This is a genomic window from Acidovorax sp. KNOB132, from assembly GCF_057541515.1.
Map to the genome: position 1 here is coordinate 20,451 of NZ_BAAJYT010000026.1, position 13,183 is coordinate 33,633.

Annotated in this window: 9 protein-coding genes, 1 tRNA gene and 2 pseudogenes; 6 read left to right on the plus strand and 6 right to left on the minus strand. The window is 67.2% G+C overall.

Annotation, left to right across the window (positions count from 1 at the left end; all coding sequences use genetic code 11):
* Nucleotides 1–39 precede the first annotated feature (39 nt).
* The 5 genes and pseudogenes from clpP to AC27IO_RS06545 form a co-directional block, all read right to left on the minus strand.
* Nucleotides 40–649, minus strand: a pseudogene (gene clpP / locus AC27IO_RS06525) (ATP-dependent Clp endopeptidase proteolytic subunit ClpP).
* Between the two features lie 124 nt (nt 650–773).
* Nucleotides 774–2,084 (minus strand): trigger factor, encoded by a 1,311-nt coding sequence (tig, locus tag AC27IO_RS06530; protein ID WP_272564309.1) that lies wholly within the window; start codon nt 2,082–2,084, stop codon nt 774–776.
* Between the two features lie 55 nt (nt 2,085–2,139).
* A tRNA-Leu gene (locus AC27IO_RS06535) sits at nt 2,140–2,226 on the minus strand.
* 93 nt (nt 2,227–2,319) lie between these two features.
* Nucleotides 2,320–5,487 (minus strand): efflux RND transporter permease subunit, encoded by a 3,168-nt coding sequence (locus AC27IO_RS06540; RefSeq protein ID WP_284428906.1) that lies wholly within the window; start codon nt 5,485–5,487, stop codon nt 2,320–2,322.
* Between the two features lie 10 nt (nt 5,488–5,497).
* The gene (locus AC27IO_RS06545; protein WP_498737984.1) at nt 5,498–6,757 is read right to left on the minus strand and encodes an efflux RND transporter periplasmic adaptor subunit; all 1,260 of its coding nucleotides are present in this window, start codon (nt 6,755–6,757) and stop codon (nt 5,498–5,500) included.
* Nucleotides 6,758–6,807: 50 nt separating this feature from the next.
* Here AC27IO_RS06545 and hpnC point away from each other — a divergent pair, with 50 nt between their 5' ends.
* From hpnC to AC27IO_RS06560, 3 genes and pseudogenes are all read left to right on the plus strand, one after another.
* Nucleotides 6,808–7,737 (plus strand): squalene synthase HpnC, encoded by a 930-nt coding sequence (hpnC, locus tag AC27IO_RS06550; RefSeq protein ID WP_498737986.1) that lies wholly within the window; start codon nt 6,808–6,810, stop codon nt 7,735–7,737.
* Between the two features lie 238 nt (nt 7,738–7,975).
* Nucleotides 7,976–9,381, plus strand: a pseudogene (locus AC27IO_RS06555) (L-serine ammonia-lyase).
* 179 nt (nt 9,382–9,560) lie between these two features.
* Nucleotides 9,561–10,463, plus strand: coding sequence for an amino acid ABC transporter substrate-binding protein (locus tag AC27IO_RS06560; RefSeq protein WP_487090287.1), 903 nt, complete (start codon nt 9,561–9,563; stop codon nt 10,461–10,463).
* 65 nt (nt 10,464–10,528) lie between these two features.
* Here AC27IO_RS06560 and AC27IO_RS06565 read toward each other — a convergent pair whose 3' ends face one another.
* Nucleotides 10,529–11,275 carry a hypothetical protein gene (locus tag AC27IO_RS06565; RefSeq protein ID WP_317352063.1) on the minus strand — a complete coding sequence of 249 codons (747 nt, stop codon included), beginning with the start codon at nt 11,273–11,275 and terminating at the stop codon, nt 10,529–10,531.
* Nucleotides 11,276–11,369: 94 nt separating this feature from the next.
* Between AC27IO_RS06565 and AC27IO_RS06570 the strand changes: the two genes are divergently transcribed.
* The 3 genes from AC27IO_RS06570 to AC27IO_RS06580 form a co-directional block, all read left to right on the plus strand.
* Entirely contained in the window at nt 11,370–11,711 is a 342-nt protein-coding gene (locus tag AC27IO_RS06570; protein WP_317352059.1) for a hypothetical protein, read from the plus strand.
* 509 nt (nt 11,712–12,220) lie between these two features.
* Nucleotides 12,221–13,060: a presqualene diphosphate synthase HpnD gene (hpnD, locus tag AC27IO_RS06575; protein ID WP_284407717.1), complete on the plus strand. Its 840-nt coding sequence runs from the start codon at nt 12,221–12,223 to the stop codon at nt 13,058–13,060.
* A 14-nt stretch (nt 13,061–13,074) separates the two neighbouring features.
* Nucleotides 13,075–13,183, plus strand: a 109-nt coding sequence (locus AC27IO_RS06580) for an FAD-dependent oxidoreductase (protein WP_498737990.1), incomplete at its 3' end; no start/stop codon positions are given.

Here is a 13,183-nt window from a genome sequence, read left to right on the forward strand (position 1 = left end):
TTCCCTGGGGAAAACGCCGCGTATTCCCTTGCGGAGCGATCAGGGGCGCTTGGCGATCACCTGATCGACCAGACCGTATTCCTTGGCTTCATCGGCCGTGAGGAAGTAGTCGCGCTCCGTGTCGTTCTTGACCTTGTCCAGGGGCTGTCCGGTGCGTTCCGCCAGGATGCGGTTCATCTGATCCTTGGTACGCAGAATGTCGCGTGCGTGGATTTCGATGTCCGTCGCCTGGCCGCGGGCTCCGCCCAGCACCTGGTGGATCATGATCTTGGAGTTCGGCAGCGAAAACCGCTTGCCCTTGGCACCGGCGGCCAGCAGGAAGGCGCCCATGCTCGCGGCAAAGCCCACGCACATGGTAGACACATCGGGCTTGATGAACTGCATGGTGTCGTAGATCGCCATGCCGGCCGTGACGCTGCCGCCTGGGGAGTTGATGTAGAACGAGATGTCCTTGTCGGGGTTCTCGCTTTCGAGGAACAGCAACTGGGCCACCACGAGGTTGGCGGTCTGGTCATTGACCTCGCCCACCAAAAAAAATAATGCGCTCTTTCAGCAGCCGCGAATAGATGTCGTAGGAGCGTTCGCCACGCCCCGACTGCTCGATGACCATGGGGACCATGCCCAAGGCTTGTGTTTCCAGTGCACTCATGTTTTCTCCTGTCATGCGGATACTGTACCCAGAAATGAATTGGGGCTTGTGCACGCAAGCACAAGCCCCCGATGTCATCCAGCCGCCAGAAACCGCAATCGGGCGGTCCGGCGGCAGCAGCGCATCAGCCCTGGCCCATCAGTTCGTCGAAGGAAACGGACTTGTCCGTCACCTTGGCCTTGCCCATCACGAAGTCGGTCACGTTGTTTTCGATGACGACGGCCTCGACTTCGGCCAGACGCTGGCGGTCGCCGAAGTACCAGCGCACGACGTCTTCCGGCTTTTCGTAGCTGGCGGCCAGTTCGTCCACGTGGGCCTTCAGTTGCTCAGGCTTGGCGTGCAGTTCATTGGCGCGCACCAGTTCGGCCACCACAAGGCCCAGGCGCACGCGGCGCTCGGCCTGGGGACGGAACACGTCTTCCGGGATTTCGGCCTTGTCGGCGTCCTTGATGCCGCGTTGCTTCAGGTCGGCACGGGCGCCTTCCAGCAGGCGGGCGATTTCGGCCTGCACGCTGGCATTGGGCAGATCCAGCTCGGCCTTGGACACCAGGGCGTCCATCACGGCCTGCTTGTTGCGGGCCAGCAGGCGGAACTTGACTTCGCGTTCCAGGTTTTTCTTGATGTCGGCGCGCAGGCCGTCGACCGTGCCGTCGGCGATGCCGAGGGACTTGGCGAGCTGCTCGTTCACTTCGGGCAGGTGGGCGGCTTCGATCTTCTTCACGGTGACCATGAAGTCAGCCGTCTTGCCGGCCACGTCCTTGCCGTGGTAGTCCTCGGGGAAGGCCAGCGGGAAGGTCTTGCTTTCGCCGGACTTCATGCCACGAACGGCGTCTTCGAATTCCTTGAGCATCTGGCCTTCGCCGACCAGGAACTGGAAGTCTTCGGCCTTGCCGCCGGAGAAGGTTTCGCCATCGATCTTGCCTTCGAAGTCGACCGTCACGCGGTCGCCGTCTTCGGCGGCGGCGGCTTGCGCGCGCTGGGCGAAGCTGCGGCGCTGCTTGCGCAGGATGTCGATGGTCTTGTCGATGGCGGCGTCGGTGACTTCGGCCGACAGCTTTTCGACTTCGGCACCGGCCAGATCGGCGATCTTGACTTCAGGGAACACTTCGAAAATGGCGTCGAAGGTGACCTGGCCTTCCGGAGCGCCGTCTTTTTCGGTGATGCGGGGCTGACCGGCCACGCGCAGGTTGGCTTCGTTGGCGGCCTGGGCGAACGCCTCGCCAACCTTGTCGTTCAGCACTTCGTACTGGACCGAGTAGCCATAGCGCTGGGCCACGACGTTCATCGGCACCTTGCCAGGACGGAAACCGTCCATCTTCACGGTGCGGGCCAGGCGCTTGAGGCGCGAGTCGACCTCGGACTGGATCGCGGTGAGGGGCAAGCTCAGCGTGATCTTGCGCTCGAGCTTTTCAAGGGTTTCAACAGTAACGGCCATGGCTCTTCCTCTATGAATATGGGGGACCGTGACGGCTGCTTTTGCAGCCGCACCGTGGTGCGCGGGGGGGGACTCGAACCCCCACACCATTGCTGGCGTCAGGACCTAAACCTGGTGCGTCTACCAATTTCGCCACCCGCGCAAACTTACAGACAAAACAGGCGACCGGCAGGGCCGGCCACCTGTGTGAAATTGGTCAACCTTCGATTTTACCTTGTCGGCGGACCGCCTCCGGTCACGCCGGTTTCGGCGCGTGCGGATCAGGCTCTTTCACGCGGAACCAGGCCGCGTACATCGCCGGCAGCGCCAGCAGCGTGAGCACCGTCGCCACGATCAGGCCGCCCATGATGGCCACGGCCATCGGGCCCCAGAACACGCTGCGCGACAGCGGGATCATGGCCAGCACCGCCGCGGCGGCCGTGAGCACGATGGGGCGCAGCCGGCGCACGGCCGACTCCACGATGGCGTCCCACGCGGGCACGCCCCGCGCGCGGTCCTGCTCGATCTGGTCGATCAGGATGACGGAGTTGCGCTGGATCATGCCCATGAGTGCGATCACCCCCAGCAGCGCCACGAACCCGAACGGCCGGCCCAGCAGCAGCAGCGCCCCCGCCACCCCGGCGATGCCCAGCGGTCCGGTGAGGAACACCAGCACCGCGCGGCTGAAGCTGTGCAGCTGGAGCATGAGCAGGGTGAACGTGATGAACAGCATGATCGGCACGCCCGCGGCGATGGAGGCCGAGCCCTTGGAGCTTTCCTCCACGGCACCCGCCACCTCGATGCGGTAGCCGCCCTGGCCGGCCGCATGCCACTTCGCCTCCAGCTGCCGCAGGCCGGGCACCAGCGCTTCGGTGACGGTCGCGCCCTGCAGGCCTTCGATGACGTCGCCTTGCACGGTGATGGCGTAGTCGCGGTTCTCGCGCCACATCACGCCCGGCTCCCAGGTGAACACCGGCCGCGCGATCTGCGTGAGCGGAATCGACTTGCCCGAGGCCGTGGGCAGGTAGGCATTGGCCACGTCGGTGATGGCCTTGCGTTCGTCCGGCGGCTGGCGGAACACGATGTCGATGAGCTTGTCGCCCTCGCGGTATTGGCCCACGGTCGTGCCGGTGAAGACGGTGCGCGCGGCCTGGGCGATGGACTGGCTGGTCACGCCCAGGGCGCGGGCCTTGTCCTGGTCCACTTCCAGGCGCATGACCTTGACGGATTCGTTCCAGTTGTCGTTCACGCCGCGCATCTGCGGGTGGTCGCGCAGGATGGCCTTGACCTCGTCGGCCCGGGCGCGCAGCACGGCGGGATCGGTGCCCACCACGCGGAACTGCACCGGGTAAGGCACGGGCGGCCCGTTGGGCAGCAGCTTCACACGCGCCCGCACCTCGGGAAACTCGCGCGCCATGAGCTCGGGCAATCCGACGCGCAGCGACTCGCGCACGCGCAGATCCTGCGGGATCACGATGAACTGCGACACGTTGGTCTGCGGAAAGACCTGGTCCAGCGGCAGATAAAAGCGCGGCACGCCCGAGCCCACCCACACGCTGACGGTGGACACCCCCGCCTCGGCCCGCAGGCGCTGCTCGACGCGGCGCGTGACCTCTTCGTTGGCTTCGAACGAGGTGCCTTCCGGGAACCAGATGTCCATCAGGATTTCGGGGCGGCTCGAATCCGGGAAGAACTGCTGCTGCACGCGGCCCATGCCGACGATGCCGAGCGCGAAGGTGGCCACCGTGAGCCCGATGGTGATCCAGCGGTAGCGCACGCACCAGTCCACGCAGCGGCGAAAGACGTTGTAGAACCCGCTGTCGAACGCCTCGTGCGGCTGGCCGTCCGGGCCGGTGTGCACGTGCGGCGGCTTCTTGAGCAGCAGCGTGCCCAGGTACGGCACGAAGTACACCGAGACCAGCCACGACAGAACCAGCGCGATCACCGTGACGGCGAAGATCGCGAAGGTGTATTCCCCCGTCACCGACTTGGCGATGCCGATCGGCAGGAAGCCCGCCGCCGTGATCAGCGTGCCGGTCAGCATCGGCATGGCGGTGATCTCGTAGGCGAAGGTGGCGGCGCGCACCTTGTCGTAGCCCTCCTCCATCTTGCGCACCATCATTTCGACGGCAATGATGGCGTCGTCCACCAGCAGGCCCAGCGCGATGATGAGCGAGCCCAGCGAGATCTTGTGCAGCCCGATGTTCCAGTACCACATGGCCAGGAACGTGACGGCCAGCACCAGCGGAATGGTGATGCCCACCACCAGGCCCGGGCGGACGTCCAGCGTCCAGCGCTTCCACAGCGGATGGCGGCCCGGGCGCTTGTGCAGCCCCAGCGCCAGGAAGCTCACGGCCAGCACGATCACCACGGCTTCGATCAGCACCTTCACGAACTCGTTGACCGACGAGGACACCGACTTGGGCTGGTCCTGCACGTTCACGAACCGCACGCCGGCCGGCAGGGTCTTTTCGATGTTCTGCGTGGCGGTTTTCAGCGCTTCGCCCAGGCGGATGATGTCGCCGCCCTTGGCCATCGACACGCCGAGCGCGATCACTTCCTGGCCCTGGTGGCGCACCTTCACGGCCGGCGGCTCCACGTAGCCGCGGTGGATATCGGCGATGTCGCCCAGGCGCAGCTGCGCGCCCGAGGCGCCGCGGATCGGCATGGCGCGCAGGTCTTCGACCGCACCGAACTGCCCGGCCACGCGCACCTGGACTTGGTCCTGCGGCGTCTGGATGATGCCGCCGCTTTCCACCGCGTTCTGCTGGCCCAGCTGCGACAGCACCTGGTTCATGTCCAGGCCCAGCTGCGCGAGGCGCTTTTGCGAGATTTCGATGTAGAGCTTCTCGTCCTGCACGCCGAACTGCTCGACCTTGGCCACGTCGGGCACGCGCAGCAGTTGCTGGCGCACGTCGTCGGCGAAGGTCTTCATCTCGGCGTAGCTGAAGCCCTCGGACTCCAGCGCGTAGATCACGCCATAGACATCGCCGAAGTCATCGTTGAAGAACGGTCCCTGCACGCCCTGCGGCAGGGTGGCGCGCATGTCGCCGATCTTCTTGCGGACCGTGTACCAGACGTTGGGAACGTCGCCGGACTTGGACGAGTCCTTGATGTTGAAGATGATCTGCGACTCGCCGGGCTTGGAGTAGCTGCGGATCTTATCGGCGTACGGCACCTCCTGCAGCGTGCGTTCGAGCTTGTCGGTGACCTGCTCGGCCACCTGCTGCGCCGTGGCGCCGGGCCAGTAGGTGCGCACCACCATCGCGCGGAAGGTGAACGGCGGGTCCTCGTCCTGCCCGAGCTGGAAGTAGGCGCCAAAGCCCATCAGCATCAGCACGATCATCAGGTAGCGGGTGAGCGCCGGATGGTCGAGCGCCCATTTGGAGAGGTTGAAGCCCTCTTTCGGCTGGATCTGCGTCATGGAGCGGCCTTCAGCGGGCGGACGATGCGGTCGCGGCGGGTGCCGGGCCGGAGGCCGCGGCACTGGCGGGACTTGCCACGCCATTGACAGCCGTCTGCGCTGGACTGGATTGCGCTGCAGGCGTTTTGGGCTGGTACGGCACGACCTTCTGGCCGGGCGACAGCACGTGCACGCCCGTGGCCACCACCTGCATGCCCGGGGCCAGCCCCGAAGCCACCACGGCCTCGTTGCCGTCCGCCGTGGCGATCTGCACGGTTTGCGACCGTACGGTTCCGCTGGCGGCGTCGAAGACCCACACGGCCGTCTGCTGGCCGTCCTGGCGCAGCGCGCTGGTGGGCAGCTTGATGGCCTGCTGGCCGGCCTGGCCCAGGGCCTCGGGCGTGACGTACACGGTGGCGCCGAGCGGCGGGGCCTCGGCGCCCTCGATGGCCACCTTGATCTGGAAGGTGCGGGTGACGGCATCGGCGCTGGCCGCCACCTCGCGCACCCGGCCGGTCAAAGGCGCCCCGCCCGACCACGACCGCACGGCCACCGGCTGGCCGGCCTTCACGCGGGCGACCTTGTCTTCCGGCACGACGAAGACCACGTCGCGGGGGCCGTCCTGAGCAATGCGCACCACCGGCGTGCCGGCGGACACCACCTGGCCCGGCTCGGCATCGATGCTGGTGACCACGCCCGACACGTCGGCCACCAGCCGCGTGTAGCCGGTCTGATTGCCTTGCGAGGCCAGTTGTGCTCGCGCCTGGTCGAGCGAGGCCTCGGCGGCCTTGAGGGTGGAGGCGCGGCGCTCCAGCTCGGCGCCGCTGATGAAGTTCTGCGCCTTGAGCGCGGCGTAGCGCTGGTAGTCGGCGGCGGCCAGATCCCGCTGCGTGGCGGCGGAGGCCACCTGCGCGCGCGACGCGTCGGCGGCCAGTTGGTAGTCGCGCGGGTCGAGCTGGGCCAGCACCTGGCCGGCCTGCACGCGCTGGCCCAGTTCGGCCTGTCGCTGCACGATCTTGCCCGCCACCCGAAAGCCCAGGCGCGATTCGATGCGCGCGCGCACCTCGCCGGCATATTCGAGCTGGGTGTTCAGCGGGGCGGCGCCCACAGTGAGCAGCTTGACCGAGCGCACTGGCTCGGGGGCGGGCTCGGGCTTGGAGCAGCCCACGCCCGCGAGGACAGCCGCGCCGACGGCCAGCCCCCCCATCGCGCGCTGCACCCAAGAAAATGCCCCGTGACGGGGCTGCGAGGGGAACGGCCGGGAAAGCCGCGGCGCGACAGAGGTGTTCATGCTGGTTCCGGGAAAGCGGTTCGTTTTAATGACTGACTGGTTAGTAATCTATGAGAAGCCCCGTCACCTTGTCAAGCGACAATCGCGCCGTGACGCTTCCCTCCTCCGATCCCCGCCCCCGCTCCGCACCGCCCGGCACCCCCCAGGCGCCGGCCGTGACGCACTACGAGAACTTTCCCGTGGCCTCGCTGCTGTGCCCACCGCACCTGCGCCAGCCCATCGCGGCCATCTACGCCTTCGCCCGCGCCGCGGACGACCTGGCTGACGAAGGGGACGCCGGCCCGGACGAGCGCCTGGCGGACCTGGCGGCCTATGGGGCCGAACTGCAGTCCATCGCCGCCGGCTACCCGCCCGGCGCGCGCTGGGCCGCCATCTTCGGCCCGCTGCAGGCCGTGCTGCGCAGCCATGCCCTGCCCGTGCCGCTGCTGGCCGACCTGCTGAGCGCGTTCACGCAGGACATCGCCCGCACGCGGGACGGCGCCGTGTACGCCGACCGGGCCGAACTGCTGGATTACTGCCGGCGCTCGGCCAATCCCGTCGGCCGGCTGCTGCTGCACCTCTACGGTGTGCACGATGCCGAATCGCTCGCGCGCAGCGACGCCATCTGCTCGGCGCTGCAGCTCATCAACTTCTGGCAGGACCTGAGCGTGGACATTCCGCGCGGGCGCCACTACCTCACCGACGCCGACTGCGCGGCGCACGGCGTGGACCGCGCAGCCCTGTCCACGCTGCGCACCACGCCCGCCACGCGCGCGCTGGTCAACGACTGCGCGGCCTGGGCGCGCGGGCTGATGGACCAAGGCGCGCCCCTGGTGCACCGCCTGCCCGGGCGCGCCGGCTGGGAGCTGCGCCTGGTCGTGCAGGGCGGACTGCGCATCCTGGACAAGGTGGAGGCGCTCGACGGCGACAGCCTGCACACCCGCCCGCGTTTGCGCCCGCTGGACTGGGCCCGCATGCTGGGCCGGGCCGTGGCGATGTAAGGCGAATTCATGCCCGGCAAGCGCGGCTTCAGTCGCGGCTCTGTAGGCCGATAATCCAGGCATCGAATCGGCCTTCAGCACAATGATTACTAAGGCATGACGCTATATTTTTTGTAGCAATCGATTTTGATTGAGCCGGTAAGGCACAGGCCTCGCGCAAGGCCGCCCCGGGATAGCGAGCATGCCCGGCCCCCGCCAGCCGGTTAGCCTGCGCGCCCCACAGCCCTCATTGCCCGCCATGTCCGTCAGCGTTTTCGACCTGTTCAAGATCGGTATCGGCCCGTCCAGCTCCCACACCGTCGGCCCCATGATCGCGGCGCGGCAGTTCGCCGTCGCCCTGCGCGATTGCATGGGCCTGGCGCCCGTGCACCGCGTGGTGGTGGAGCTGTTCGGCTCGCTGGCCGCCACCGGCATCGGCCACGGCACCGACCGCGCCGTGCTGCTGGGCCTGGCCGGGCACGAGCCCGACCGCATCGACCCGGACCGGATCGGCCCGACAGTCGAGGCGATCCGCACGGGCGGCCACATCGACCTGCTGGGCACGCACCACATCGCCTTCATCGAAAAGGAGCACCTGCTGTTCCGGCGCAAGAGCCTGCCGTTTCACCCCAACGGCCTGAGCCTGCATGCCCATGGGGCGCAGGGCGAACTGCTGCTCACGCGCACCTACTACTCGGTGGGCGGCGGCTTCGTGGTGGACGAAGGCGGCCAGCGGGTGCTCAACACAACAGCGTCGAGGCCCTGGACCAGGGCGCAGCAGGTTCCGGCATGGGACTGCCGCACCCCTACCGCACCGCCGCCGAACTGCTGGCCCAATGCGCCGCCACCGGGCAGAGCATCGCCGCCGTCACGCTGGCCAACGAAGGGCACTGGCACAGCCGCGCGCACGTGCGCCAGCGACTGCTGCAGATCTGGCAGACCATGGCCGGCGCCGTGCAGCGCGGCTGCGCCAGCCACGGCAGCCTGCCTGGCCCCATGCGGCTGCAGCGCCGCGCGGGCCAGTTGCACCAGACGCTGTCCGGCCGCGCCGAGGAGGCGCTGCGCGATCCGCTGTCGATGCTGGACTGGATCAACCTCTACGCCATGGCCGTCAACGAGGAGAACGCGGCGGGCGGGCGCGTCGTGACCGCGCCCACCAACGGCGCGGCCGGCGTGATCCCGGCGGTGCTGCACTACTACGTGAAGTTCGTGCCCGGCGCCGACGAGGACGGCATCGCCGACTTCCTGCTCACGGCCGGCGCCATCGGCATCATCTACAAGGAAAACGCATCGCTCTCGGGTGCCGAGGTGGGCTGCCAGGGCGAGGTGGGCGTGGCCTGCTCGATGGCGGCCGGTGCGCTGGCGGCGGTGATGGGCGGCACGCCCGCGCAGGTGGAGAACGCGGCCGAGATCGGCATGGAGCACAACCTGGGCATGACGTGCGACCCGGTGGGCGGGCTGGTGCAGATCCCCTGCATCGAGCGCAACGCGATGGGCGCGATCAAGGCCATCAACGCCGCGCGCATGGCCCTGCGCGGCAACGGCACGCACATGGTCTCGCTCGATCAGGTCATCAAGACCATGATGCAGACCGGTGCCGACATGAAGAGCAAATACAAGGAAACCTCGCGCGGCGGGCTGGCGGTGAACGTGGTCGAGTGCTGAGTGAGGGCGCCCAACCCGGGGCTGCGCCATCGCCGGTGTGGTGAAGATAAGACGCACCTGCACGCGGGCGCGCGGGCAGGCCCTGCCTTTTTCGTTACACGCACATACACTTTGCGGTTTTCGCCCGTGCGGGCACCGGCGCATCCGCCGCCCCTTCATCCGCCTTTTCGCCTCCACCCATGCATTTCCTTTCTCGACTGCGCCCCTGGGCGCTCATGGCGGCCCTGGCCGCGTTCGGCAGCGCTGCCCCCGCGTGGGCGGAAGACACCCTGGCGCGCATCGCCAGCTCGGGCGAGCTGAAGCTGGGCCACCGCGAAAAGTCCCTGCCGTTTTCGTTCAAGGACGCCAACGGCGCGGTGAAGGGCTACACGGTAGACGTGTGCCTGCAGATCTTCGACGAGATCAAGAAGGAGCTCAAACGCCCCGACCTGCGCGTGCACTACCTGCTGGTGGACGGCAAGAACCGCATCAGCGACGTGAAGGACGGCGTGGTGGACCTGGAGTGCGGCGGCACCGCCAACACGGCCGCGCGGCAAAAGGAGATCGCGTTCAGCCACCACATCTTCGTGGCGACCTCTTCGTTCCTCGTGCGCAAGAACTCGGGCATCAAGACACTGGACGACCTGCAGGGCAAGAAGATCGCCGTGCAGGGCAAGACCACCAACGAAGGGCTGCTGCGCGCCAACGAGCGCACCTACAACCGCCACTTCAACTACGTGCTGGCCGACAGCACGATCGACGTGGTGGGCGCGCTGGTCAAGGGCGAGGCCGATGCCGCCTTCGCCGACGATGCGGGCATCTGGATTCCGCTCACCCGCCTGGGCAAGAACGTGGACGACTACCAGTTCCTGGAAAAGCGCCTGTCGCTGGAGCCCTACAGCATCGGCCTGCGCAAGGACGATCCCAAGTTCAAGGAACTGGTGGACCGCGTGACGCGCCGCATGATCCAGGGCGGCGAGATGGCCGCGCTGTACAAGAAGTGGTTCAGCGTGGAGCAGCAAGGCATGCTCCCAATGAGCATGTTCATGAAAGAGGCGCTGCGCCGGCCGAGCGACATGGGTGTGGAGCAGATCGCCTTCTGAGGCCCGCCTGCCACCATGGCGGCAGGCAGTGGGGGCCCGGAGCCGATGGCCCCCGGTCCACCGGCTTACATGTAGCCTTGGTCGATCGCCTCCTGGTGTTCTCGCAACTCTTTTTCCTTGCGCTCCCGAATTTCTTCTGGCGTGCTGGGAGTCGAGTACAGCATTGACGACAGCCCCTGGCTGTCGAACGCTTCTTCGATGTCCTTGGCCACGCTTTGCAGGGCGTCCAGCTTGCGGAAAGACTGGCCGAGGTCCATCTTCGCCATCTGGCTGAGTGAGGCATGCAGCTTGGGATCGGCATAGCGCAGGCCGTCCATCTCGTCGCTGGCGAGCAATTGCTTGAGCTGGGCCTGGCTCTTGATGATCGCATCGCGCTGGCCCGACAGTTCGTCGAACTCCTGGGCGGTCTTGAAGGTACTCACCATCTTCGCGCCGCTTCGGCGCATCGTGCCCTCCAGATCGAAGGCCATGCCCGTCTGATCGACCTTGGTGAACTTGCCGGACAGGTCCGCCAGTTTCTCCAGCATCGGAAGGTTGGCCGTCAGTGCCTGGCTCACATGGTGCACCACAGGAATGTTCATCCTCGCCATTTCGTTGCGAAGGGCGTTGTGTTCACGGACCGCTGCCTTTTTCTGAGCGGACAGGGTCTCATACCGTGCGTTCAGTGCGTCGTACTCCTTGTCGGGCATGGCATCGGTCGCGTTGTCCAACGCCGTGTCCACCTGATGGTGCTCCCTGATCACGGCCTCCATGCGGGCCTTGGCCTCCAGGTATTGCGCCTTGACCTGCCGGGTTCCGCGGATGAACTGCAATTTGGGCTGGGCCGTATCGGCTTCCGAGGACTGGGGCCTGGTCCGCCCGAAACTCGCAGAGGTGGCTGCCTGCTGAGGCCTTGCAGCTTGCGCCGTGCTCGTCGGACGCGTGGGGCTTGCAGGGGTCGTGGGACGCGAAGGACTCGTCGGGGTCGAGGGGCGCGACGGGCTCGTGGGGCGTGAGGGGCTCGACGGGCTCGAAGAGCCCGAGGAACTGGTGGAGCTCCAGGAGCTGAGGGAGCTCGAAGAATTGGAGGAACCCCAGGAGCTCAGCGAGCTGAGGGAGCTGGACGAACCGGTGGGGCGCATCGACGTGCGGTGCACTCCCGGCTGGGAAGCAGGTGCATTGCTGCGCCCATCGCCGAACATCTTCAAGCTCGCGGGCCCGGGCTGCTGTTTCCGCGGAGAAGTCGCGGCAGCCGTGGCGTGCTGGTAACTTGGGGTCTGCACACGCTGCTGCTGTTGGCCAGCGAGGCCAGCCTGCTGGTTGCCCGGCCGGAACGACTGCAGGTTGGCCCGGGGCTGTTGCGACTGCGAGCCTTGCGGACGGGCGGCCGCGCCATTGTTACGCGAACTCAATTTGGAGAACACGGTGTCCTGCTGCGGCCGGGACTGCGCGGCACCCGATGGGGTCTTGGCCTGACCCGTCGTTTTCGACGCCACCTCCTTGACGAAGCGGTTGCCCGCCGATAAGACCTTGGAAGCGAACTTGGAACTGAGGGACATGGAAAAACCTTTCGAGGCGGTCGCTCGCCGTGCCTCGCATCGGGAAATCGCCGCTTGAAATGCACTGTAGGCAGGCTCTGTTCGAGCACGGCACGGCCACCCGAAAGCGCGAGCAGGAATGCGAAGGCACCCTCCCCTGGCCTGGCCGCAGGCCGGCCCCTGCCCCGAGCCAGCCCGGTTCGCCGCCGAGCCCGGGCGCCCATGGGAGAATCGCGCCCCATGACACCGGAACAGTACGTCCAGCAAAAAGCCGCCGCCTCGGGCAGCAGCTTCTATTACGCCTTTCTGTTCCTGCCCGCGCCACGGCGCGCCGCCATCACGGCCTTCTATGGCTTTTGCCGCGAGGTCGACGATGTGGTGGACGAAGTCTCGGATGCCGGCGTGGCCCGCACCAAGCTGGCCTGGTGGCAGGCCGAGGTGGCCCAGTCCTTTGCCGGTCGTGCCACGCACCCGGTGATGCAGGCGCTGATGCCGCACGTGGCGGCCTACGGCATCGAGGAGCGCCACCTGCAGGCCGTGATCGACGGCTGCCAGATGGACCTGGAGCAGACGCGCTACCTCGACTTTCCCGGCCTGTCGCGCTACTGCCAACTGGTGGCGGGCGTGGTGGGCGAGGTGGCCGCGCGCATCTTCGGGCAGACCGACGACCGCACCACCGAATACGCGCACACCCTGGGCCTGGCATTTCAGCTCACCAACATCATCCGCGACGTGGGTGAGGACGCGATGATGGGCCGCATCTACCTGCCCGTGGCCGAGCTCCAGCAGTTCGACGTGAAGGCGCACGAGATCCTCAAGCGCCAGTATTCCGAGCGGTTCACGGCGCTGATGCGCTTTCAGGCCGAGCGCGCGCACCGGCTCTACGACGAAGCGCTCGCCCTGCTGCCCACGGGCGACCGGCGCGCCCAGAAGCCCGGGCTGATGATGGCCAGCATCTACCGCACCCTGCTGCGCGAGATCGAGCACGACGGCTTCCAGGTGCTGCACCAGCGGGTGAGCCTGACGCCGCTGCGCAAGCTGTGGCTGGCCTGGAAGGTGCAGGCCCTCGGACGCCTCTGAGCCGGCTTTCTTCCATGCAACGTGTTGCCATCATCGGGGGCGGCTGGGCCGGCATGGCGGCGGCGGTGGCCGCCGCGCAGGCGGGGCACAGCGTGACCGTGTTCGAGGCCACCCGCGTGCTGG